Origin of the sequence: Buttiauxella cochleicola, from assembly GCF_021283185.1 — a bacterium.
Lineage (GTDB): Bacteria > Pseudomonadota > Gammaproteobacteria > Enterobacterales > Enterobacteriaceae > Buttiauxella > Buttiauxella massiliensis.
In genome coordinates, this window is sequence record NZ_JAJSOS010000003.1 from 329,654 (window position 1) to 354,111 (window position 24,458).

The following is a 24,458-nucleotide window of genomic DNA, read 5'->3' on the forward strand; positions in this document are numbered from 1 at the left end:
CTGCCGGTACTTTCACAGCAAGAGACCGGCGATTATACCTGAATAAAGGATTTTGCATGCTGTTAGCTACAGCTCTGTTAATTATCGGTTTGCTTTTGGTCGTCTATGGCGCGGATCGTCTGGTGTTCGCCGCCTCGATACTTTGCCGTAGTTTCGGCGTTCCGCCACTCCTTATCGGTTTAACCGTTGTTAGCATCGGGACATCATTACCTGAACTGCTCGTCGCAAGCTCTGCTGCTCTAAATGGCCAATTGAATTTAGCGGTGGGGACAGCATTAGGTTCGAATATCACCAATATCTTACTGATTCTCGGCTTAGCGGCACTTTTGCATCCATTTACCGTGAATTCCGATATTCTACGGCGTGAATTACCCCTAATGTTAGTCGTCAGTGGCGTGATCGGCTGGCTTCTTTTTGATAACCAGCTTAGCCGTATTGATGGCGTAATACTGATTGCTGTCGCAGTAGCTTATCTGCTGTTTACGATTAAAATAGCTCGCCTTGCCGGAAATGAAGGTGCTGACAACCTGACCCGCGAGCAGCTGGCAGAGCTTCCTCGTGAAGGGAGCCGTCCCGTCGCATTTTTATGGCTCGCCGTGGCTTTAATTATTATGCCGATGGCCACTCGCATGGTTATCGATAACGCCAGCGTACTGGCACATTACTTTGGCATAAGCGAGTTAGTGATTGGCCTGACGATTATTGCTGTGGGCACGAGCCTGCCTGAACTTGCAACGACCATCGCAGGTGCACGTAAAGGTGAAGACGATATTGCGATTGGCAATATCATCGGCTCGAACATATTCAATATTGTTTTGGTATTGGGTATTCCTGCCTTGATTGCACCGGGTGAAATTGACCCACATGCCTTTGCTCGTGACTATTGGGTCATGTTGGTAGTCAGTGCCATTTTTGCAGTACTTTGCTGGCGTAAATCACGCTCTATCGGCAAGGCAGCAGGTGCTCTGTTAACATGTAGTTTCTTCGTATGGATTGTGATGCTGTGGTTTATTGCATCACCTGTCGTAGGGTAAAGCGGAACGGAAATTATGTCACAGATAGAATTACAACCGGGTTTTGACTTTCAGCAAGCAGGTAAAGAAGTACTGAAGATCGAACGTGAAGGCCTGGATCAGCTTGGGCAATACATCAACACAGACTTCTCTGCGGCCTGTGAAAAAATGTTTTATTGCCAGGGCAAAGTCGTTGTCATGGGTATGGGCAAATCCGGTCACATTGGTAAAAAGATGGCGGCAACTTTTGCAAGTACCGGTACACCTTCGTTTTTCGTTCACCCAGGTGAAGCAAGCCATGGCGACCTCGGCATGGTTAGCGCACAAGATATTGTTATCGCTATTTCTAACTCTGGAGAATCTAACGAAATTCTGGCGCTGATTCCGGTTCTTAAACGATTGCAGGTGCCACTGATTTGCATCACCAGTCGCCCGGAAAGCTCAATGGGCAAAGCGGCCGACGTCCATCTTTGTGTCAAGGTTCCCCAGGAAGCTTGTCCGTTAGGACTGGCTCCAACGTCCAGCACCACGGCAACGCTTGTGATGGGTGACGCGCTTGCTGTTGCTCTGTTGAAAGCTCGTGGCTTTACTGCAGAAGATTTTGCTCTTTCTCACCCAGGCGGTGCATTGGGACGTAAACTGTTATTACGTGTCAGCGATATTATGCACACTGGCGATGAGATTCCGCATGTCAGTAAAGATGCTTCATTGCGCGATGCATTACTGGAAATAACGCGCAAAAATATGGGTATGACCGTAATCTGTGACTCCCTGATGAAAATTGAAGGGATCTTTACTGATGGTGATTTACGTCGGGTCTTTGATATGGGCGTTGATCTCCACTCCCTGAATATCGCAGATGTCATGACTGTCGGCGGAATTCGTGTTCGCCCAACGTTATTGGCGGTTGATGCACTGAACTTGATGCAGTCCCGCCATATAACCTCAGTACTGGTTGCAGATGGCGAGCAACTACTGGGTGTGGTACATATGCATGACATGCTACGCGCAGGCGTGGTTTAACAAAGGATTAGCCTTAATGAGTAACCATGAAGCGTCTCTTGCCACTTGTTATGGGCCGGTAAGCACGCGCGTGATGGAGCAGGCAGCAAACGTGCGCCTGCTTATTTTAGACGTTGACGGTGTAATGTCTGACGGCCTGATTTATATGGGTAATAGCGGCGAAGAGCTGAAAGCATTCAACGTCCGTGATGGCTATGGAATTCGCTGTGCACTAACCTCTAATATCGAAGTGGCGATTATTACTGGCCGGAAAGCAAAACTTCTTGAGGACAGGTGCGAAACGCTTGGCATCACCCATCTTTATCAAGGGCAATCTGACAAGCTGCTGGCTTTTCAGGATCTATTAGATAAGCTCGCCATTCCAGCTGAGCAAGTGGCTTATGTCGGGGATGATTTAATCGACTGGCCTGTAATGGCTAAAGTAGGTTTGAGTGTCGCGGTAGCGGATGCTCATCCTTTACTTATTCCTCGTGCCGACTACGTTACACGTATTGCTGGCGGACGAGGAGCAGTACGCGAAGTCTGCGATCTCCTTTTACTGGCTCAAGGAAAGCTTGATGAGGCCAAAGGGCTATCTATATGAGTAAGACCAGACGTTGGGTTATCATCCTGCTTTCATTGCTGGCACTGGTATTGATTGGTGTAAATCTGGTCGATAAAGACACTGTTGCACCACAAACAGTGAACAGTAACGAGCCAACCTATAAAAGTGAACATTCTACGACCCTCGCCTACAGTCCTGAAGGGGCTTTAAATTACCGGCTGGTCGCAGAACACGTTGAATACTTTTCCGATACCGCTGTTTCGTGGTTCACCAATCCGGTGATGACACAGTACGACGAAAACAAAGTAGCAACCTGGTCATTACGGGCAGATCGCGCCAAACTGACTAACGATCGGATGCTGTATTTGTACGGAAATGTGGTGCTGACAGCCCTGACACCAGATTCACAGCTACGCAAAATTACCACGGACAATGCGCAGGTTAATTTAGTCACTCAGGATGTTGCCTCTGATGACCAGGTAACCTTGTACGGAACCAGCTTTAACTCTACCGGCCTCAAAATGCGTGGAAACTTACGCAGCAAAAATGCCGAGCTGATTGAAAAGGTTAGAACATCCTATGAAATCCAGAATAAACAAACTCAGCCGTAATTTAGTACTGACCAGTACGCTTTTAGCCGCCAGTTTTTCGGCATTTGCGCTGACCGGTGATACCGATCAGCCGATTCACATTGAATCTGACCAACAGTCGCTGGATATGCAAGGCAACGTCGTCACCTTCACCGGCAATGTGATCGTGACGCAAGGCAGTATCAAAATTAACGCCGATAAAGTCGTTGTGACTCGCCCGGGCGGTGAGCAAGGCAAAGAAGTGATTGATGGTTATGGTAACCCCGCCACTTTCTATCAGATGCAGGATAGCGGTAAGCCTGTAAGCGGCCACTCAGCGACCATGCACTATGAGTTGCAAAACGACTTTGTGGTTCTGACCGGTAATGCATATCTGGAACAGGTAGATAGCAATATCAAGGGTGACAAAATTACCTATCTGGTTAAAGAACAGAAGATGCAGGCCTTTAGCGAAAAAGGTAAACGTGTCACCACCGTTCTGGTTCCTTCTCAGTTGCAGAAGAAAGACGGCAAAGCTGCTCCAGCACCTGCCCCGAAAAAGAGTAACTAATTCGTTATGGCTACTTTAATTGCAAAACATCTCGCCAAAGCCTACAAAGGCCGCCGCGTTGTTGAAGATGTCAGCCTGACCGTTAAATCAGGTGAAATTGTCGGTTTACTTGGCCCTAACGGTGCAGGCAAAACCACGACTTTTTACATGGTTGTTGGCATTGTTCCGCGTGATGCTGGCAACATCATTATTGATGACGAAGACATTAGTCTTCTGCCGCTCCATGCTCGCGCCCGTCGTGGGATTGGATATTTACCGCAAGAAGCGTCAATTTTCCGTCGCTTGAGCGTGTTCGATAACTTGATGGCAGTCCTGCAAATTCGTGATGACCTCAGCGCTGAACAGCGTGAAGACCGCGCGAATGAGTTGATGGAAGAGTTTCACATTGAGCATTTGCGCAATAACCTCGGGCAGTCTCTGTCTGGTGGTGAGCGCCGTCGTGTTGAAATTGCCCGCGCTTTGGCTGCAAACCCGAAATTTATTCTTTTGGACGAACCTTTTGCAGGTGTTGACCCAATCTCCGTCATCGACATCAAGCGGATTATCGAGCACTTGCGCGATAGCGGGCTTGGTGTGCTGATTACTGACCATAACGTACGCGAAACGTTGGCCGTGTGTGAACGAGCTTACATCGTAAGCCAGGGCCAGTTAATTGCCCATGGCACGCCTGCGGAAATCCTGGAAGATGAGCATGTTAAGCGCGTCTATCTGGGCGAAGAGTTCAGACTCTGATAGGGTAGGAAGTATAATTATTAATACTCTGGGTAATTCGAGTTGCCCACGTTCCTGCAACTTGAAGTATGCCGGGTATATACCTGAGGAAGCTCGCTCTGAATATGAAGCAAGGTTTGCAATTACGGCTTAGCCAACAACTTGCTATGACTCCACAGTTACAGCAGGCAATTCGCCTGTTGCAGCTGTCAACGTTAGAGCTGCAGCAAGAACTCCAACAAGCCCTGGAAAGTAACCCACTGCTTGAGCAAACCGATCTGCATGAAGAAATTGAAACTCAGGAAGTTCGTGAAAATGAAGCTTTAGACACTCGTGAGGCGCTTGAACAAAAAGAGATGCCTGACGAATTGCCGTTAGATACCAGCTGGGACGAAATCTATACCGCCGGTTCCCCATCGGGCGCCGGTTCAGATTATAGTGACGATGAGTTGCCGATTTATCAGGGGGAAACGACTCAGTCACTCCAGGATTACCTGATGTGGCAGGTCGATTTAACCCCGTTCTCTGATACCGACACTGCCATTGCGACATCTATTGTTGATGCCGTTGACGAAATGGGCTATCTCACGGTTTCGCTGGAAGAAATTCTGGAAAGCATGGGCGATGAAGAAATCACCATCGACGAAGTGGAGGCGGTACTTAAACGCGTCCAGCGTTTTGATCCTGTTGGAGTTGCCGCACGCGATCTACGCGATTGCTTACTCATCCAGCTTTCTCAATTTGCCCGTGAAACACCGTGGCTGACCGAGGCACGACTGATTGTCAGCGATCATCTGGATCTGCTCGCCAATCATGATTTCCGTAGCCTGATGCGCGTCACTCGCCTGAAAGAAGAAGTTCTGAAAGAGGCAATGTGCCTGATTCAGTCTCTTGATCCACGCCCAGGCCAATCGATTCAAACCAGTGAACCCGAATATGTCATTCCCGATATTCTGGTCAAAAAGATTCAGGGGCGCTGGACGGTAGAATTAAACGCCGACAGCATTCCACGCCTTAAAATCAATCAGCAGTACGCTGCGATGGGTACCAATGCCCGCAATGACAGCGACTCGCAATTTATTCGCAGTAACCTGCAAGAAGCGAAGTGGTTGATTAAAAGTCTTGAAAGTCGCAACGATACGCTGCTGCGCGTCAGTCGCTGTATCGTTGAGCAGCAACAAGGTTTTTTTGAGCACGGCGAAGAGCACATGAAACCGATGGTTCTTGCTGATATCGCCCAGGTAGTCGAGATGCATGAATCGACTATTTCCCGTGTGACCACGCAAAAATATTTGCACAGTCCACGCGGCATTTTTGAATTGAAGTATTTCTTCTCCAGCCATGTGAATACCGAAGGCGGAGGCGAAGCCTCCTCTACGGCGATTCGGGCACTGGTGAAGAAATTAATTGCTGCGGAAAACCCAGCGAAACCTCTGAGTGATAGCAAGTTAACGACTATGCTATCCGATCAGGGGATCATGGTGGCACGCCGCACTGTTGCGAAGTACCGAGAGTCTTTATCCATACCACCGTCAAATCAGCGTAAACAGCTGGTATGACTTAACCGATAAGGAAGACACTATGCAGCTCAACATTACAGGACATAACGTCGAAATCACTGACGCACTGCGCGATTTTGTGAGTACGAAGTTTGCCAAACTGGAGCAGTACTTCGATAGAATTAACCAAGTCTACATTGTGTTAAAAGTGGAAAAAGTCACGCATATTGCCGATGCAACGCTTCATGTGAATGGTGGTGAAATCCATGCAAGCTCTGATGGCCAGGATATGTATGCGGCAATTGATGGCTTAATTGATAAACTGGCGCGCCAGTTAACCAAACATAAAGATAAACTAAAACAACACTGATAATCCGGGCAACTGTTCCAGCATAGACGGCTCGTTACTTAACGGGCCGTTAGCATAACAGGGTGCTTAGGTGAACTTATGATGAACAACGATTCTGCTCTACAACTTAGTAATGTCCTGAACAAGGAATGTACTCGTACCAACGTACATTGCCAGAGTAAAAAACGTGCACTGGAAATCATCAGTGAGCTGGCAGCAAAGCAACTCGGCCTGCCACCACAAGTGGTTTTTGAAGCCGTGCTGACGCGCGAACGTATGGGGAGCACCGGTATCGGTAACGGTATCGCTATACCTCATGGGAAGCTGGAAGAAGATACCACCCGCGCCGTTGGGGTGTTTATTAAACTGGAGACCCCGATCGCATTTGATGCGATTGATAACCAGCCTGTAGACCTCATGTTTGCGCTGCTTGTACCTGCGGATCAAACAAAAACGCATTTGCACACTTTATCTCTGGTGGCAAAGCGTCTGGCAGACAAAACAATTTGTCGACGCCTGCGTTCTGCGCAAAGCGATGAAGAGCTTTATCAGATCATTACCGAAACAGAAAATGGTAGTGAAAGTGAATAATCTGGCTGTGGTTGTGTTGAAATCACAGCAAGAGAAGTTGGGGGAGTGAAAAAATGGTGCTGATGATCGTCAGCGGCCGCTCTGGTTCAGGGAAGTCTGTAGCCTTGCGTGCACTAGAAGATATGGGATTCTACTGTGTAGATAATCTACCAGTGGTGCTGTTACCTGATCTTGCCAAAACTCTCGCGGAGCGAAAAATTTCTGCGGCAGTGAGCATCGACGTGCGTAACATGCCGGAAAACCCGGAAATTTTTGAACAGGCGATGAGTAATCTGCCTGACTCATTCTCGCCACAATTGTTATTCCTCGACGCCGATCGCAATACGCTGATCCGTCGTTACAGCGACACGCGTCGATTGCATCCACTTTCCAGCAAAAATCTTTCATTAGAAAGTGCTATTGATGAAGAAAGTGACCTGCTGGAACCACTGAAATCCAGAGCTGATCTGATTATTGATACCTCTGAAATGTCAGTGCACGAACTTGCGGAAATGTTGCGTACACGTCTGCTCGGCAAGCGTGAGCGCGAATTGACTATGGTATTCGAGTCCTTCGGCTTTAAACACGGTATTCCAATCGATGCTGACTACGTGTTCGACGTGCGCTTCCTGCCAAACCCGCACTGGGATCCTAAGCTCCGTCCGATGACCGGTCTCGACAGACCCGTCGCTGCGTTCCTTGACCGTCACACTGAAGTGCACAATTTTATCTACCAGACACGCAGCTATCTTGAGCAGTGGTTACCAATGCTGGAGACCAACAACCGCAGCTATTTGACTGTGGCAATTGGTTGTACAGGCGGTAAACACCGTTCAGTTTATATTGCTGAGCAACTGGCAGATTATTTCCGTTCGCGCGGCAAAAATGTGCAATCCCGTCACCGTACGCTGGAAAAACGCAAAACATGACCGTAAAACAGACCGTTGAGATCACCAACAAACTGGGCATGCATGCACGCCCAGCAATGAAGCTGTTCGAACTGGTGCAAAGCTTTGATGCCGAGGTGATGCTGCGTAACGAAGCAGGCACGGAGGCGGAAGCCAACAGCGTGATTGCATTGCTGATGCTGGATTCCGCTAAAGGTGGACACATCGAAATTGAAGTTACCGGGCCTGAAGAAGAGCAAGCCTTGAATGCGGTTATCGCCCTGTTTAATTCAGGTTTTGACGAAGACTAATTTACTTCAGCTCATTGTGCGCCATGAATGACTCGCCACCCAACTGGCGCATCTGGCGCAATATCCATTGCTGCCGCTGGCGTACATAGCCAGAAGGTGCATTCGCTTTAAAGCGAATCGGATTGGGCAATACAGCAGCCAGTAATGCCGCTTCTGATGCCGTCAGACGGCTTGCTGGTTTGTGGAAATAGCGCTGTGAAGCGGCTTCGACACCAAAAATCCCCTCGCCAAATTCCGCGATATTTAGATAAACCGTGAGAATGCGGCGTTTAGTCCAGACGGCTTCCATTCCCAGCGTTAACCCAGCCTCAAGACCTTTACGGACATAGCTACGTCCATCCCATAAAAACAAGTTCTTGGCAGTTTGCTGAGAAAGTGTCGATGCGCCGCGAACGCGATTTTCATTACGTTCATTATGGGCAATGGCCTTTTCGATAGCATTAACGTCAAACCCCCAGTGGTCGGGAAATTTCTGGTCTTCTGCCGCAATAACTGCAAGCCCCATCAATGGTGAGATCTCATCCATGCTCACCCAATCCGAGTGAGCGACGTAACCAAAATCACCGCTAAACCAGGCGCTGAGCTGCCGCTCTACCATTACGGCTGAAAACGGCACAGGCAAAAAGCTAAACAGAATAATCCCCGCCAGCCAGACTCCAGCGAAAGCCAGTACACCGCGCAACAACCAGCGCTTCAGGGTACTCAAGAGCGCAATTCGCCCTTTCTTCATGCAGTCATATCCACAACGCGAGCGACCAGTTTCTCGATGCCCAATGCGGCTTCATCAATACGTGTTGCCAACATATAAGCTGGCGTAGTCACTACTTTTTGCTCTTCATCAACCACGATATCATCCACCGGGCAAGGGACATGTTCTGCCCCCATCTCTTCAACGATTTCTGCGGTGTCGATATCCGTGCCAATGGTCAAACGCACTGGTACATCAAGAATCTTTGGCAACATCACAGGAGCAATACAGATAAAACCAAGAGGCTTACCCTGCGCGTGACAATCCCTGGCAAGGCGGCGTAAATCGCCATCAATCTGGCACTCACTCCCATTACTGGCAAAATCGCACAGATTTTTTGCCGCGCCAAAGCCACCCGGAACAATCAACGCATCCAGTTCGTTGGCATCGGCCTGCTCCAGAGGGGTAATAGCCCCACGGGTAATTCGAGCAGCTTCAACCAGTACATTACGATGCTCATTAGACTTATTATTAGTCAGGTGATTAATAACATCTGCTTGAGGTTTATCAGGTGCAAAACAAACAGCTTCAGCGCCAGAGCGAGCGATTGCCAATAGAGTTATAACAGCTTCTTGAATCTCGCTACCGTCGTAAACCCCACTGCCACTAAGCACCACACCAATCTTCTTCATTCGCCATTCCTATTGATCATGCGATAATTATCATCAGTTATTATGATTTGATCGCTATGCTTCACACATTTTACTGATTCACGTAACAAATCATTTAAGATTTGCTATCTTAATGCCTGAGCAGCATACGAGATTATCGGCTGCGCCGACTGGATAAAAACTTATAACTTACGGCGCAACCGGGCTTTTCCCTGGTGTTGGCGCAGAATTCGCGCACCCCGGTTTATCCGGGGTCATTTTTTGGGGGCGTTCGCAACCCAGGCTTTCAGAACATCAACATCGTGTTGCCATTCCTGCTTCAATTCTTCAATCCACTCACCCACATTTTCTGACCATGCTGGTAAGTCCGGCGACTGAATTTGCTGAGCAACTTGCTGCAAATGGCGTAGCCCAATAGAACCCGCAGCACCTTTAATTTTATGGCCTTCTTCCACCACACCTTTCTGGTCGCGAGCGGTCATATTGGAATCCAGCACACTCAGGTAACCCGGCATCATTTTTTCAAACATCGCCAGTCCATCAGTAATCAGTTTTGGTCCTACTAAGTCCATGTACTGCTCAAGCATCGGAATATCGAGCAAGGCTTGTTGCTTTTCACTATTAACTTGAGACATTGGAGACTCCTTTTCAGACTCTGACTTTTGGTTGTCCCAGAATTTTTGGATCATCGCCATCAACGCCGGAACTGCGAGTGGTTTGCTCAGCACGTCATCCATGCCAGCATCCAGATACTCTTTTTTATCTTTCAATACGTTAGCCGTCAAGGCCACCAGCGGTGGTAAATCTTCGCGGGCGTAACGCGTTGTCAGCTGACGGGAAATATCCAGCCCCGTCATATCAGGCAACTGAATATCCAACAGCACCAGGTCATATTCTCCTGGGGTGAATTTTTCTAACGCCTCTTTGCCCGTCATTGCGACATCTACGCTATTACCGAGCTTCTCAAGCACCGAGCGTGCAACAATCACGTTGAGCTCAATGTCTTCCACCAGCAACACGTGCAACGCTGGCAGCGGCATTTCGTCGTCTTCGAGGGTATCTTCAACTTCATCCGCCACACGCGGTGCCTGAATAGTCAGGGTAAACAGAGAGCCTTCACCCGGCTTACTGCTAACGGTAATATCGCCACCCATGCTCTTAGCCAGACGGCGCGATACCGCAAGACCAATCCCCGTACCGGTTGCTGGTTTACCACCGTGGCTATCTTTCACCTGATAATACATGGCGAAGATCTTGTCCTGCTCATCCTGAGGAATACCAATGCCGGAATCCTGCACTTCAAAGCGCAGCGTATTTTCTTCTTCATAACGCACACGAACCGCCACCAGTCCGCCTTTCGGCGTAAACTTCACCGCATTGCTAATCAGGTTCCAGAGAATCTGGCGCAAACGCGTACCGTCCGTCACCACTTTATGCGGCAACGGCAAGGTTGGGTTCATTTCGAGCGTCAGCCCCTTTTGCTGCGCCTGCAAGCCGGAGAGGTTTTCAAGATCAGCAAGGAAGCTGGTGAAATCAATCGGTTGGTTATCAAGCTGAACCTTACGGCGCTCAAGCTTATCCATATCAATGATATCGTTGAAAATATTACCAAGCGTAATCGCGGATACGTGGATGGTTTTAAGGTAGTTCGTTTGTTCAGGATTGAGCTCGGTATCAAGCAAGATACGGCTTAAACCGACTATACCGTTCAACGGTGTACGTAGTTCGTGGCTGATCGTAGAAATGAAGGTAGTTTTGTCACGGCTGGCGCGCTCAAGCGCATCCTGATAACGCTTACGCTCAGTAATATCGCGACCAAAGCCCATCAAGCCATGGCGTTTGCCGACACGGTCGTAGTAGGGAACTTTACGGATTTCAAAACAGGCTTTACGCCCATCAGGGTAATCCAGCCATTGTTCGTAGGTGAGGGAAACATTATGACGGAATACTTTCTCGTCGGTTTCGATAACCTTCTGCGCCGCTTCTGGCGAATAAACATCTTCCGGTTTCAGGCTAATCAGCTGTTTTTCGCTTTTGCCCGTCAACAGTTCCATCGCACGGTTACAACCGGAAAACTCTTTGTCTTCATTACGATAAAAAACAAGGTCAGGAGATGCGTCGAGAAATGAGCGTAAAAACGACGATTGCTGCTCAAGCTGTAGTTGCGTCTCTTCACGTTCCTGCATCTCAACTTTAAGTTGCTCCAGCATCGTCTGGCGTTCATCTTCCGCTTTAACGCGGTCGGCGATTTCCTGGTTCAGTTGGGCAATATTGTCTTTGAGCTGCACATTGAGTTTTAGATCTCGTTCGCGCATCTCCTCGAGTTTTTGCACAAGCTTAGAAAGCCGCTGGCGCGACTCTTCAAGTTGCTCAACCACCACAGAAAGGAAATAGACGGCCCAGGGAGTAATTAGCAGGCCAAAGAAGATAGAACGGACGACATCAATACTTTCAACCTGGCCGCGTAATAACATCGTCACGGCCATTTGTACCACGATAGCCAACACCACCAGGGCTGAGGCCAGTAACAAAGAGAAGCGCACTAATCCGAGCTTCACCATCAAATCAACGTAATATTGCGCCAGTAACCGGATTTGCTTCATGGAACGTTTCCCTCGTCATCAATCAGCTAAATATACCGCACGCTTAGGGATTACAACAGAATTGCCGGGCTCCATGGTGTACCTATCGCCGAACCTTGTGTGCCATGCTCAGTCAGATACTTATCGATAGCGCCCATCCCGGCCCAACGATTCTCACACCACAGTGGTGCCAACAGGGTTGGTTGCCGAGCGTTAGCCGAAATTCGGTGGAACACGACATCAAGCGGGGTATGGCGAATCATTTCACCGGCCGTTGTCGCATACTCTTCTAATTCAATCGCCTGCAAGCGTCCTGCCTGCCAGCTTTTGGCCATCGTGCTGCCGTTGACGATATGCAATGGGTGGAGTTTGATACCGTCCACGCCTGTCTCAACGACTTTTTCCAGCGTCTCCATGGAGTGTGATTTCGTTTCACCCGGCAAGCCGACAATAAGATGACTGCAAACTTTCAACCCACGTGCTCGTGCTCGGCGTGTGGTTTCCTGGTAACAGGCAAAATCATGCCCACGATTAATACGATGCAATGTTTTGTCATGAGCCGTCTGTAAACCTAACTCCAGCCAAACTTCGTAGCCTTTATCGTGATACTCACTTAACAGATCCAGCACACTATCCGGTACGCAGTCAGGACGAGTCCCCACGCATAAACCAACGATACTGGCCTTGCTGACCGCTTGTTGGTACATCGAACGTAGAACCTGAACTTCAGCCCATGTGCTGGTGTACGCCTGGAAATAGGCCAGATAATGTTGAGCACGATTCACTAACTGTGATTGGCGCTCCAGTTGGTCGGCGATAGAGTGGTTTTGTTGGGTTTCATCGGCAAAAGAGGCAACATTGCAAAAAGTACACCCCCCACGCCCAATGGTGCCGTCGCGGTTTGGGCAACTGAAACCGCCATGCAGCACGAGTTTATGGACCTTATGGCCATAACGACGCTGAAGATCGCCACCAAACATATTGACTAATTTTTGTAACTGCATAATCTGATGGGCCGCCCTGTAAAAGGGACGTAGCCTGCCATTATCTGCCCAATTTAGCGATGACCTGGATCAATCGCTTTGGCGCAGCTTTATCCATTGCATAACAATGCAAAATTAGTGCAAGTTTACGCACGCAAAAGATGATTACTTTTCCTTATGTTGACTCCCTATTTTTAAAGAATATGTGACCTTGTGAAAAACAGTGTCATACAACACGCTAACCCGCATTGATAGCACAAGATCCTGCCAACTTAGACATTGCCAGCACGGTCTGGAATTTTGCAGCCCGCCAGATAGTGAGAGAGATCACAATACCCAAGCGATTCCCCTGCCGCTTAAATACGATAAAAATGATAATAAAATGTTTACATTCATGATGTTAAATACCATTTAGCACATAATCGTATAAATAAGAATGCCATTTGACCTGTGTGCGCTTTCCCGATAACTTGGAAATCCGCTGGAAGCTTTCTGGATGGGTTCTGTGCCCATCATATTTATGCAGTAATTTAGATTCCCTCTAAAGCAAGTCCTCAACACTTGTGAAACCGGATGCGTTAGACATCAAGAGGGCGACACACGCGGTAAGCGTAGATTCGCAAACCCCGTCGCCATGCCCTTGTTGCGTCTGGACGCAAACGGTATCGGGAATCACGTAGAGCCTGGGGAGGTTCACTGATATGTTGTACGATAAATCCCTTGAGAAGGATAACTGTGGTTTCGGCCTGATCGCCCACATAGAAGGCGAACCTAGCCACAAGGTAGTGCGTACTGCTATTCACGCACTGGCCCGAATGCAGCACCGTGGAGCAATCCTCGCCGATGGTAAAACCGGTGATGGTTGTGGCCTGCTGTTGCAAAAACCTGACCGTTTCTTCCGAATCGTTGCGGAAGAACGTGGTTGGCGTTTGGCAAAAAATTATGCGGTAGGCATGATTTTCTTAAACAAAGACGACGCGCTGGCAAGTGCAAGCCGCCGCATCGTTGAAGAAGAGTTGCAAAACGAGACCTTGTCGATTGTCGGCTGGCGCGAAGTGCCAACCAATGAAGACGTACTCGGTGAAATCGCCCTCTCCTCAAAACCTCGCATCGAACAAATTTTTGTTAATGCTCCGGCTGGCTGGCGCCCACGTGATATGGAACGTCGCCTGTTTATCGCCCGTCGCCGCATTGAGAAACGCATCCAGGATAAAGAATTCTACGTTTGTAGTCTCTCCAACCTGGTTAACATCTATAAAGGTCTGTGTATGCCGGCAGACTTGCCGCGCTTTTACCTGGACCTGGCGGACTTACGCCTGGAATCAGCTATTTGCCTGTTCCACCAACGTTTCTCCACCAACACAGTGCCACGCTGGCCGCTGGCTCAGCCGTTCCGCTACCTGGCGCACAACGGTGAAATCAACACCATCACCGGTAACCGCCAGTGGGCACGCGCCCGTACCTACAAGTTCCAGACTCCATTGATTCCGGACTTGCATGACGCAGCACCATTCGTGAACGAAACCGGTTCCGACTCAAGCTCCATGGATAACATGCTCGAGCTGCTATTAGCTGGCGGTATGGACATCGTTCGCGCCATGCGTTTACTGGTTCCACCAGCCTGGCAGAACAACCCGAACATGGACCCAGAGTTGCGCGCCTTCTTCGACTTTAACTCCATGCATATGGAGCCATGGGATGGCCCGGCCGGTATCGTTATGTCCGATGGTCGCTATGCGGCTTGTAACCTGGACCGTAACGGTCTGCGTCCAGCACGCTACGTCATCACTAAAGATAAGCTGATCACTTGTGCTTCTGAAGTTGGGATCTGGGATTACCAGCCTGACGAAGTCATCGAGAAAGGCCGTGTCGGTCCTGGCGAGTTGATGGTTATCGATACGCGTATTGGCCGAATTCTGCATTCAGCTGAAACCGATGCCGATTTGAAGAGTCGCCACCCGTATAAAGAGTGGATGGAAAACAACGTCCGTCGCCTGGTGCCGTTTGAAGATTTGCCGGACGAAGAAGTTGGCTCCCGTGAAATGGATGACGATACCCTCGCAAGCTTCCAGAAACAGTTTAACTACAGCGTAGAAGAGCTGGATTCGGTGATTCGTGTGCTGGGTGAGAATGGCCAGGAAGCTGTGGGTTCAATGGGTGACGATACCCCGTTTGCCGTACTTTCTAGCCAGCCACGCATCATTTATGACTACTTCCGTCAGCAGTTTGCGCAGGTAACTAACCCGCCAATCGACCCGCTGCGTGAAGCGCACGTTATGTCACTGGCAACCAGCATTGGCCGTGAAATGAACGTCTTCTGTGAAGCAGAAGGCCAGGCACACCGCCTGAGTTTCAAATCGCCAATTCTGTTGTGGTCTGATTTCCAGCAGCTGACAACGCTTGAAGAAGAGCATTACCGCGCTGACACGCTGGACATCACTTACGATGCATCCACCCAGTCGCTACACGAAACCGTCAATGCACTGTGCGACGAAGCTGAACGCATGGTTCGCAACGGCACCGTTTTGCTGGTGCTGTCTGACCGTAACATCGCGAAAGATCGCCTGCCAGTTCCGGCTCCGATGGCGGTTGGCGCGATACAGACTCGCCTGGTCGAGAAAAATCTGCGTTGCGATGCGAACATTATCGTCGAAACGGCAAGTGCGCGTGACCCGCACCACTTCGCTGTTCTACTCGGTTTTGGCGCAACGGCGATCTATCCATACCTCGCCTACGAAACACTGGCGAAGTTAGTCGACAGCACGGCTATCGAAAAACCGTACCGTGAAGTGATGCAGAACTACCGCAACGGCATCAACAAAGGGCTGTACAAGATCATGTCCAAAATGGGCATCTCGACTATCGCCTCTTATCGTTGCTCGAAACTGTTTGAAGCGGTCGGCCTGCATAAAGAAGTTTCTGAGCTGTGCTTCCAGGGCGTTGTCAGCCGTATTGGTGGCGCAGGCTTTAATGACTTCCAGCAAGATTTGCTGAACCTGTCCAAGCGCGCGTGGTTAGCTCGTAAACCTTTGGATCAGGGTGGTCAACTCAAATACGTCCACGGTGGCGAATATCACGCTTACAACCCTGACGTGGTTCAGACGCTGCAAAAAGCCGTAAACAGCGGCGAGTACAAAGATTATCAAGAATACGCGAAGCTGGTGAACGAGCGTCCGGTGGCAACGCTGCGCGATATGCTTACTCTGGATCCGCAAGGCGAAACCGTTCGTATTGAAGACGTTGAACCAGCAACTGAGTTGTACAAACGCTTTGATACCGCGGCGATGTCTATCGGTGCGTTAAGCCCGGAAGCACACGAGTCGCTGGCAGAAGCAATGAACAGCATCGGTGGCAATTCCAACTCCGGTGAAGGTGGCGAAGATCCTGCGCGTTATGGCACCAATAAAGTGTCGCGTATCAAACAGGTGGCTTCTGGCCGCTTCGGTGTGACCCCGGCTTACCTGGTGAACGCTGATGTTATCCAGATTAAAGTCGCTCAGGGTGCTAAGCCTGGCGAAGGTGGTCAGTTACCGGGTGATAAAGTCACGCCGTATATCGCAAAACTGCGTTATTCCGTACCTGGCGTTACGCTGATTTCACCTCCGCCGCACCACGATATTTACTCTATCGAAGACCTGGCGCAGCTGATTTTCGACCTGAAACAGGTCAACCCTAAAGCAATGATCTCCGTCAAACTGGTTTCCGAACCAGGCGTTGGCACCATCGCAACGGGTGTGGCAAAAGCTTATGCCGACCTGATTACTATCGCCGGTTACGACGGTGGTACAGGTGCAAGCCCACTGTCATCAGTGAAATATGCTGGCTGCCCATGGGAACTGGGTCTGGTGGAGACACAACAGGCACTGGTTGCGAACGGCCTGCGTCATAAGATTCGCCTGCAAGTTGATGGCGGCCTGAAAACTGGCTTAGACATTATCAAAGCCGCGATTCTTGGCGCAGAAAGCTTTGGTTTCGGTACTGGTCCAATGGTTGCATTGGGTTGTAAATACCTGCGTATTTGCCACCTGAACAACTGCGCAACCGGTGTTGCAACTCAGGATGAAAAACTGCGTAAAAACCACTATCACGGCCTGCCATTCAAAGTGACAAACTACTTTGAATTTATTGCCCGTGAAACGCGTGAGTTGATGGCGCAGTTAGGCGTGAAGCGCCTGGTTGACTTGATTGGCCGTACTGACTTGCTCAAAGAGCTGGACGGTTTCACTGCCAAACAACAAAACCTGGATCTGTCGAATCTGCTGAAAACAGCTGAGCCTATGCCGGGCAAAGCAGTCTACTGGACCGAAACGAACCCACCATTTGATAAAGGTGACCTGAATGCTCAACTGCTCGCTCAGGCGAAGCAGTATGTGGATGACAAGCAGAGCAAAACGTTCTGGTTTGATATCCGCAACACTGACCGTTCAGTCGGTGCCACATTGTCTGGTTATATTGCACAGCACAATGGCGACCAGGGGCTTGCAGCGGATCCGATTAAAGCGCATTTCAGCGGTACAGCCGGGCAAAGCTTTGGTGTATGGAACGCCGGTGGCGTTGAGTTACACCTTACTGGCGATGCCAACGACTATGTCGGTAAAGGTATGGCTGGCGGTTTGATCTCACTGCGTCCTCCGGTCGGTTCATTCTTCCGCAGCCACGAAGCAACCATCATAGGCAACACCTGCTTGTACGGTGCAACAGGCGGCAAACTTTATGCTGCAGGTCGTGCGGGTGAGCGTTTCGCTGTGCGTAACTCCGGTGCGATTACCGTTGTAGAAGGCATTGGCGATAACGGTTGTGAATACATGACTGGCGGTATTGTCTGTGTCATCGGCAAGACGGGCGTGAACTTTGGTGCAGGTATGACCGGTGGTTTCGCATACGTGCTTGATGAAGATGGTGATTTCCGTAAACGCGTTAACCCTGAGTTGGTTGAACTGCTCAACGTTGATGAGCTGGCTATTCACGAAGAACACCTGCGCGGGATGATTACCGAGCATGTGCAACTGACGGGTTCCCAGCGCGGCGAAGAAATACTGGCTAACTGGCCGGAATTTGCCTCAAAATTCACGTTGGTTAAACCGAAGTCCAGTGATGTTAAAGCATTGTTGGGTCACCGCAGTCGTTCCGCAGCTGAGCTGCGGGTGCAGGCGCAGTAAGAGGTCACGATGAGTCAAAACGTTTATCAATTTATCGACTTACAGCGCGTTGATCCGCCAAAGAAACCGCTCAAGATCCGTAAAATTGAATTTGTGGAAATTTACGAGCCGTTCTCAGAAGGCCAGGCCAAAGCACAGGCAGACCGCTGCTTGTCTTGCGGCAACCCGTACTGTGAATGGAAATGCCCGGTTCATAACTACATTCCAAACTGGCTGAAGCTTGCCAACGAAGGGCGCATTATTGAAGCGGCTGAACTGTCTCACCAGACAAACAGCCTGCCGGAAGTGTGTGGCCGAGTTTGCCCACAAGACCGTCTTTGCGAAGGTTCTTGTACGCTGAACGACGAGTTTGGTGCTGTCACCATCGGTAACATCGAGCGCTATATCAACGATAAAGCGATTGAGATGGGCTGGAAACCAGACCTGACGGGCGTTAAGCAAACCGGCAAACGTGTTGCTATCATCGGTGCTGGCCCTGCTGGGCTGGCATGTGCTGATGTGCTGGCACGTAACGGTGTGAAAGCTGTGGTTTATGACCGTCACCCAGAAATTGGTGGCCTGCTGACCTTCGGTATTCCAGCGTTCAAGCTGGAAAAAGAAGTGATGACCAAACGTCGCGAGATCTTCAGTGGCATGGGCATCGAATTCAAGCTGAACACTGAAGTGGGCCGTGACGTTCAGATCGACGAGCTGCTGAAAGAGTATGATTCCGTGTTCCTGGGTGTTGGCACTTATCAGTCAATGCGCGGTGGTTTAGAGAATGAAGATGCGACAGGCGTATTCGACGCACTGCCGTTCCTCATCGCTAATACCAAAAAGATCATGGGCTTCGGCGACTCGCCAGAAGAGCCGTATGTGAATATGGAAGGCAAACGCGTTGTGGTGCTTGGCGGTGGTGATACCGCGATGGACTGCGTACGTAGTTCTATTCGCCAGGGTGCAACGCACGTCATCTGTGCTTACCGCCGTGATGAAGAGAACATGCCGGGTTCTAAACGCGAAGTGAAAAACGCGCGTGAAGAAGGAGTCGAGTTCCAGTTCAACGTGCAGCCACTGGGTGTCGAAGTGAATGGCAACGGTCGCGTATCGGGTGTGAAAGTGGCTCGTACTGAACTGGGTGCACCGGATGCCAATGGCCGCCGTCGCCCGGAAATCGTTGCGGGTTCCGAGCACGTAGTGCCTGCCGATGCGGTGATTATGGCGTTTGGTTTCCGCCCACATGCCATGCAGTGGCTGGAAAAACACAGCGTTGAGCTGGACAGCCAGGGCCGTATTCTGGCACCGGAAGGTAGCGATAATCCATTCCAGACCAGCAACCCGAAAATCTTTGCTGGCGGTGACGCCGTTCGTGGTTCCGACTTGGTGGTTACAGCGATTGCTGAAGGCCGTAAAGCGGCTGACGGGATCCTAAACTTCCTCGAAGTGTAATTTGTCTGTCAGGTAGCTATTCGCTTACCTGACTTATCAATACGAAAAGCCCGGTGATATGAAAATCACCGGGCTTTTTATGTTTTATCAGACTGCTTTATTTCACTGCTTTGTGCATCATCGGCCCCTTAACCGCCCCTTCTTTAACAACACCAGCCCCACTAAACGGCTTCCCATCTATGGCATCGTGAGTCCGTACTGCTTCAGGGTGAATCCAGCGCTGGATCCGTGATGGCATATCCAGGCCAATCAACAGAATGACTACAAATGTCAGGCTGAATGAGAGCGACGCCAGTGCAGTACCTAAATCGAGACGCTGAGCGATAGTGGCGCCAATTATCGGAGCCAGTGCACCACCCAGCGCACCAACGTTATAGGTAAAGCCCAGACCCGCGGCACGCTGTTCGGTATCGAAATAACCACCAATCAGTTTTGGTAAAATCCCCGCGATCCCTTGCCCCAACATCTGCTGTAAGAACAACAGCAGACCCAGCACCCAAATGTTACCGCCACCGATGGCAAATACCGGAATAATCAATAATTGCGACGCCAGGAGGCTGCAGACATAAGCTTTGCGTGTTCCTAACCAATCACCGAGGAAACCACCTACGCAGCAACCAACTGCAGCACCAAAACCGCTAAAGAACAGAATATGTGCAACGGTTTTTGGGTCGTAGGCCAGCTCAGTTTTCAGATATGTTGGTAACAATGCCTGAATAGGCCATGAATAAAGGAAGGCAAAGAACACCACGACCATCAGTGTGACACCTGTTGGCCAGCGCTTACCGCTGCTTTGCACCATAAAGCTGATGAACACCGCAGCACATATCAAACCCAGTACAGCAATAAGTACCGCGTTGCCAAGGTTACCGGCAAAGCAGAAGTAAAGCGCCGTTGCGACGACAACTGTCAAGCCAATATTAATAAACCGATGCTCGCCGCGGTACAAAATATCCACCATGGTTTTGGTTGGTTTTGTATCAGCAAACTTCTCTTTCCAGTCTTCTGCTTCCGGAATATTTTTACGCAGCCAGAGCGCAAAGATAATAGGCAAAATGCCGATGAAGAACAGCGCACGCCAGCCCCATGCCGGTACCACAACGCTATATACTTGAGCTGCAATCACTGCTCCTACAGAGAAGCCTGAGATAAGAAAGCCACTCGCCTTATTACGCATATGTTTCGGCCAGCTTTCGATGACATAGGTGGCACTAGACCCATATTCGCCAGCCATCCCCATGCCAATCAGCAGACGAGCAAGAAACATCGTCGTAAAACCCGGAGCAAAGCCACACGCCAGCGTACCGAACGAAAACAACACGATGCTGGTTATCATCGCAAGCTTGCGACCATAACGATCGCCCATTGCACCTAGAACCAGGCCACCAAACCAGCGCGAGATAAAGGCCGCAGAGATCAAGCTCGCCGCCTGAACAGTTGTCAGGCCAAATTCACTTTGAATTTCAGTTAGTACTAATGCTATCAAGACAAAATCAAAACCATCCAATAAGTAGCCAATCCAGGCAGCTGAAAATGCTTTCCATTGCGGCTTAGTCAAATGGCGATACCACGGGATCCGTTGGGCAGTGTTGTTCATAAAGCACTCCCGGTACGAGTTCGTTAAAACCCGTCCTTTTGTTGGGTCTGATTAGGTATGGTTTACAGCACCATGGTTTATTTATGTCATTCAGAACGCTGCACGTTCTTCCTGAAGCTGGACTGCGAGTGCTTTAAGCTCTGGCAGATAATGCTCTTCCACTGGCGAGAATGGTTTGCGACACAGCGGTACAGCAACAACATCCATGTAATGCAGTAAAGTTTTCAGTCCACGGAAAACACCCACTTTAATCAGTACATCAATAACTTTATTACATTCACTTTGAAGCAGGCTGGCACGTTGCATATCCCCGCTCTGAACCGCTTGCTTAATTGCCTGGTAGCGCCACCCCATTACGTTGTAAGTACTACCAATCCCACCATCGGCTCCTGCAACCAGCCCAGATGCGAAGATCTCGTCATAGCCGTTGTAGAGCACAAGATCCGGATGAGCGCGACGGATCTGTTCCATTTGGTAGAGATCGCCAGAAGTCTGTTTTAATGCTCCCACACCCGGTAAATTGATTAAGGTATCAATTTGCTCGAGAGTGAGTTTCACGCCACTTAATGCAGGTATGTTGTAAACCACCATTGGCAAACCGTCAGATGCATCAATTACTGCGCGGTAGTGATCGCAATGTTCATTGAAACTAAACGGATAATAGAATGGTGTTACGGCAGAGACAGCATCAAAACCGTAGCGGTGTGCGGCACTCGCCAGCACCTGGCTCTCATGAGTACTGATACTGCCTACGTGCGCAATCAGAGTTACTTTCCCTCTGGCTTCTTCAGCAACGATTTCCAGCACTTGCTCACGTTCCTGTGCACTTTGTAGAAAGGCCTCTCCGGTCGAACCACCTACGTAGATACCATCAATACCCTGCTCAATATTGAAACGAACCAGACGGCGCAAGCTGTCGGTATCTACCTGTTGTTGCTTATTGAATGGAGTAAGCAGTGCGGGCATCACACCGCGAAGATTCTGTGTCATATACGCCTCTATTGTTGTCTGGTTTCTTAACATAACGATATACCTTTATACCTGTTATACCAGATCAAAAAGTAAACACCACATCACTAAGCGCTCAGGATGCGATCTTGGTCATATGAAATTATGATGGCTAATGAGACGTACTAAAAATTCGTGCGAGGGATCTCAGATTAAAATTGGCTACTTTTTGGAAGTGCGTTTGCGCGGCGTGGGATAGTAGGAGGCGAATACGCTTTTCAAATGAGCTTTTAATGCCGCGTCAGCAGCATCAGGATCACGAGCCTGAATCGCGTTATAAATCTCAATGTGCTGTTGATAGCTAATATTGTTGTGAGCATGAAGAACGTCCTGAGAAACCGTTGGGCGTGCCGCAATCAACCAGTCTAGCAATGCGACATGTACTGCCATAAAGATCGGATTATCAGGGATCTCCGCTAATTCCCGGTGGAATTCGATATCGGATCGAATAAACAGATCGTTATCATCCAGGGCCTGGTTGTTCATCTCCAGCGCTTTTCCAAGCCGAGCAATTTGCTCGTCTGTGGCAAACTCAGCGGCATAGCGAACCAGGCTAGATTCAAAGAACATGCGCAGTTGTTCAAAGTGCGCAATCCCGCCTGGGCGCGAAAGGAAATCTTTTGCTACACCAGACAACTCACCAATGATGGTATCTGCAGAAGGACGAGAAACGCGAGCGCGCTCTCCGTTACTAATTTGCACCAGACCTTTTCTTTTAAGTGCCGCCAGTGCTTCACGAACTGAAGGACGACCAACATTGAAAAAGGCCATAAGTTCGCGTTCGGAAGGCAGTTGTTCACCTTCAGCAAACTCTCGTCTGCGAATCATTTGCTCAAGCTCTTCTTCCACCATTTCAGAGAGTTTTTTACGTGCAAGCGGGCGACGTCGCATCGTATGTCCGATGGTTTCAGTCGTCTCAGGTGGTTGCTCGTCAAATGTACTCATAGCGTCAGAATCGGCCGTTTATGGAAGAAGCATCGCAAATAATATAGCCGAATCATAACACAGCAAATCATGTCTTACGTAAAGATGCAGTCTGTCGGCTTGTTTAAGACAATAAAAAGCCAGTCATAAGACTGGCTTCGATTTGCTCTTTGACGGGCATGATTTCGCGAGTTACTTCACTACGCGTAATGCCGGACGGCCACCACGTGGAGGGGGTTCGTCATCCGGACCATCGTCATCTTCATCATGATCGGGGCGTGAGCCATCGATCACCTGCATCACCATTTCTGAATCCGATGGTTGCTGCTCATTATCGTTATGACTTTCACCATCTTCGTCATAGCTGGCTTCCGGCTCGAACATGGTGCCAGCACCATTTTCACGCGCGTAAATAGCCAGAACCGCAGCCATAGGAACAAACACCTGACGTGGCACACCACCGAAACGCGCATTAAAACGCACATCACTGTTGGCTAACTCCAGGTTTCCTACCGCACGCGGCGCGATATTGAGGACAATTTGCCCGTCACGTGCATATTCCATAGGCACATGCACGCCTGGCAATGTCACATCCACAACCAAGTGCGGTGTGAGCTGGTTATCCAGTAGCCACTCGTAAAAAGCACGAAGCAGATACGGACGACGTGGTGACAATTGCGACATTTCCATCAATTAGCCCCGGGTCTGAAGACGCATTTCGCGCTCAGGTTCGGTCAAAGAAGCGAGGAATGAATCACGCTCAAACACGCGAGTCATATAACCTTTCATCTCTTTAGAACCCGCGCCTGTCAACTCAATACCCATCTGCGGCAAACGCCACAGCAACGGTGCCAGGTAGCAATCTACCAGGCTGAATTCATCACTCAGGAAGAACGGTTTCTGAGTAAATACAGGTGCGATGGCCAGCAGTTCTTCACGTAATTGCTTACGTGCAGCATCAGCTTCTTGAGCAGAACCGTTCATCACGATGTGCATCAGTGAATACCAGTCTTTCTGGATACGATGCATGTACAGGCGACTTTCACCACGTGCAACCGGATAAACCGGCATTAATGGTGGGTGCGGGAAACGCTCATCAAGATATTCCATGATGATGCGGGATTCCCACAGGGTAAGTTCGCGGTCAACCAGGGTCGGTACGCTGTGATTTGGGTTGAGGTCAATCAGATCCTGAGGCAGGTTATCCGTTTCCACATGCTCAATTTCAACGCTAACACCTTTTTCAGCCAGTACGATACGCACCTGGTGGCTATAGATGTCAGTAGGACCGGAAAACAGCGTCATCACCGAACGTTTGTTGGCAGCGACAGCCATGAAAACCTCCAAGTTTATCAGAAAATTACTGCTAAT

General features: G+C 49.6%; 22 protein-coding genes. 13 read left to right on the forward strand and 9 right to left on the reverse strand.

Annotated elements, in window-relative coordinates; genetic code table 11:
• The first annotated feature begins 56 nt into the window (after window positions 1-56).
• From LVQ76_RS06870 to npr, 11 genes are all read left to right on the forward strand, one after another.
• Window positions 57-1,034 (forward strand): calcium/sodium antiporter, encoded by a 978-nt coding sequence (locus LVQ76_RS06870; protein ID WP_232866289.1) that lies wholly within the window; start codon window positions 57-59, stop codon window positions 1,032-1,034.
• A 15-nt stretch (window positions 1,035-1,049) separates the two neighbouring features.
• Window positions 1,050-2,036 carry an arabinose-5-phosphate isomerase KdsD gene (gene kdsD / locus LVQ76_RS06875; RefSeq protein WP_232921274.1) on the forward strand — a complete coding sequence of 329 codons (987 nt, stop codon included), beginning with the start codon at window positions 1,050-1,052 and terminating at the stop codon, window positions 2,034-2,036.
• 16 nt (window positions 2,037-2,052) lie between these two features.
• On the forward strand, window positions 2,053-2,619 hold the full coding sequence (kdsC, locus tag LVQ76_RS06880) for a 3-deoxy-manno-octulosonate-8-phosphatase KdsC (RefSeq protein ID WP_232866291.1): 567 nt from the start codon (window positions 2,053-2,055) through the stop codon (window positions 2,617-2,619).
• Entirely contained in the window at window positions 2,616-3,191 is a 576-nt protein-coding gene (gene lptC / locus LVQ76_RS06885; RefSeq protein WP_064514098.1) for an LPS export ABC transporter periplasmic protein LptC, read from the forward strand. Before kdsC ends, lptC begins: the two co-directional genes overlap by 4 nt.
• The gene (gene lptA / locus LVQ76_RS06890) at window positions 3,160-3,720 is read left to right on the forward strand and encodes a lipopolysaccharide ABC transporter substrate-binding protein LptA (protein WP_151992975.1); all 561 of its coding nucleotides are present in this window, start codon (window positions 3,160-3,162) and stop codon (window positions 3,718-3,720) included. The genes lptC and lptA overlap by 32 nt, the downstream gene beginning before the upstream one ends.
• A gap of 6 nt (window positions 3,721-3,726) precedes the next feature.
• Complete coding sequence (gene lptB, locus LVQ76_RS06895; RefSeq protein WP_034459758.1) at window positions 3,727-4,452, forward strand: LPS export ABC transporter ATP-binding protein; 726 nt, start codon at window positions 3,727-3,729, stop codon at window positions 4,450-4,452.
• 104 nt (window positions 4,453-4,556) lie between these two features.
• Window positions 4,557-5,990 (forward strand): RNA polymerase factor sigma-54, encoded by a 1,434-nt coding sequence (gene rpoN, locus LVQ76_RS06900; RefSeq protein ID WP_232866293.1) that lies wholly within the window; start codon window positions 4,557-4,559, stop codon window positions 5,988-5,990.
• A gap of 22 nt (window positions 5,991-6,012) precedes the next feature.
• On the forward strand, window positions 6,013-6,300 hold the full coding sequence (hpf, locus tag LVQ76_RS06905; protein ID WP_151992972.1) for a ribosome hibernation promoting factor: 288 nt from the start codon (window positions 6,013-6,015) through the stop codon (window positions 6,298-6,300).
• Window positions 6,301-6,378: 78 nt separating this feature from the next.
• On the forward strand, window positions 6,379-6,870 hold the full coding sequence (ptsN, locus tag LVQ76_RS06910) for a PTS IIA-like nitrogen regulatory protein PtsN (protein WP_151992971.1): 492 nt from the start codon (window positions 6,379-6,381) through the stop codon (window positions 6,868-6,870).
• Between the two features lie 53 nt (window positions 6,871-6,923).
• The gene (rapZ, locus tag LVQ76_RS06915) at window positions 6,924-7,778 is read left to right on the forward strand and encodes an RNase adapter RapZ (protein WP_034459766.1); all 855 of its coding nucleotides are present in this window, start codon (window positions 6,924-6,926) and stop codon (window positions 7,776-7,778) included.
• Window positions 7,775-8,047: a PTS phosphocarrier protein NPr gene (npr, locus tag LVQ76_RS06920; protein ID WP_034459769.1), complete on the forward strand. Its 273-nt coding sequence runs from the start codon at window positions 7,775-7,777 to the stop codon at window positions 8,045-8,047. Before rapZ ends, npr begins: the two co-directional genes overlap by 4 nt.
• Before the next feature lies 1 nt (window position 8,048).
• Here npr and mtgA read toward each other — a convergent pair whose 3' ends face one another.
• The 4 genes from mtgA to mnmL all read right to left on the reverse strand — a co-directional run bounded on the left by mtgA (window position 8,049) and on the right by mnmL (window position 12,992).
• Window positions 8,049-8,777, reverse strand: a complete 729-nt coding sequence (gene mtgA, locus LVQ76_RS06925; RefSeq protein WP_232866295.1) for a monofunctional biosynthetic peptidoglycan transglycosylase — start codon at window positions 8,775-8,777, stop codon at window positions 8,049-8,051.
• Window positions 8,774-9,427: an isoprenoid biosynthesis glyoxalase ElbB gene (gene elbB, locus LVQ76_RS06930; protein WP_232921275.1), complete on the reverse strand. Its 654-nt coding sequence runs from the start codon at window positions 9,425-9,427 to the stop codon at window positions 8,774-8,776. The genes mtgA and elbB overlap by 4 nt, the downstream gene beginning before the upstream one ends.
• A 233-nt stretch (window positions 9,428-9,660) precedes the next feature.
• The gene (gene arcB / locus LVQ76_RS06935) at window positions 9,661-12,009 is read right to left on the reverse strand and encodes an aerobic respiration two-component sensor histidine kinase ArcB (protein WP_232921276.1); all 2,349 of its coding nucleotides are present in this window, start codon (window positions 12,007-12,009) and stop codon (window positions 9,661-9,663) included.
• Window positions 12,010-12,059: 50 nt separating this feature from the next.
• Window positions 12,060-12,992 (reverse strand): tRNA modification radical SAM protein MnmL/YtqA, encoded by a 933-nt coding sequence (mnmL, locus tag LVQ76_RS06940; RefSeq protein ID WP_232866301.1) that lies wholly within the window; start codon window positions 12,990-12,992, stop codon window positions 12,060-12,062.
• A 680-nt stretch (window positions 12,993-13,672) separates the two neighbouring features.
• On the opposite strand from mnmL, the gene gltB reads away from it, so the two are divergent.
• Together gltB and LVQ76_RS06950 are read left to right on the forward strand one after the other, a co-directional pair.
• Window positions 13,673-18,130: a glutamate synthase large subunit gene (gltB, locus tag LVQ76_RS06945; protein WP_232921277.1), complete on the forward strand. Its 4,458-nt coding sequence runs from the start codon at window positions 13,673-13,675 to the stop codon at window positions 18,128-18,130.
• 9 nt (window positions 18,131-18,139) lie between these two features.
• Window positions 18,140-19,558 (forward strand): glutamate synthase small subunit, encoded by a 1,419-nt coding sequence (locus LVQ76_RS06950; RefSeq protein WP_232904450.1) that lies wholly within the window; start codon window positions 18,140-18,142, stop codon window positions 19,556-19,558.
• 97 nt (window positions 19,559-19,655) lie between these two features.
• On the opposite strand, the gene LVQ76_RS06955 is transcribed toward LVQ76_RS06950, so the two are convergent.
• From LVQ76_RS06955 to sspA, 5 genes are all read right to left on the reverse strand, one after another.
• Window positions 19,656-21,155 (reverse strand): MFS transporter, encoded by a 1,500-nt coding sequence (locus LVQ76_RS06955; RefSeq protein WP_232866305.1) that lies wholly within the window; start codon window positions 21,153-21,155, stop codon window positions 19,656-19,658.
• A 90-nt stretch (window positions 21,156-21,245) separates the two neighbouring features.
• Window positions 21,246-22,145: an N-acetylneuraminate lyase gene (gene nanA, locus LVQ76_RS06960; RefSeq protein WP_232866307.1), complete on the reverse strand. Its 900-nt coding sequence runs from the start codon at window positions 22,143-22,145 to the stop codon at window positions 21,246-21,248.
• Between the two features lie 180 nt (window positions 22,146-22,325).
• Window positions 22,326-23,108, reverse strand: a complete 783-nt coding sequence (locus LVQ76_RS06965) for a transcriptional regulator NanR (protein WP_151992962.1) — start codon at window positions 23,106-23,108, stop codon at window positions 22,326-22,328.
• A 171-nt stretch (window positions 23,109-23,279) separates the two neighbouring features.
• On the reverse strand, window positions 23,280-23,777 hold the full coding sequence (sspB, locus tag LVQ76_RS06970; protein WP_151992961.1) for a ClpXP protease specificity-enhancing factor: 498 nt from the start codon (window positions 23,775-23,777) through the stop codon (window positions 23,280-23,282).
• Window positions 23,778-23,780: 3 nt separating this feature from the next.
• On the reverse strand, window positions 23,781-24,422 hold the full coding sequence (sspA, locus tag LVQ76_RS06975) for a stringent starvation protein SspA (RefSeq protein WP_034498882.1): 642 nt from the start codon (window positions 24,420-24,422) through the stop codon (window positions 23,781-23,783).
• Window positions 24,423-24,458 lie beyond the last annotated feature (36 nt).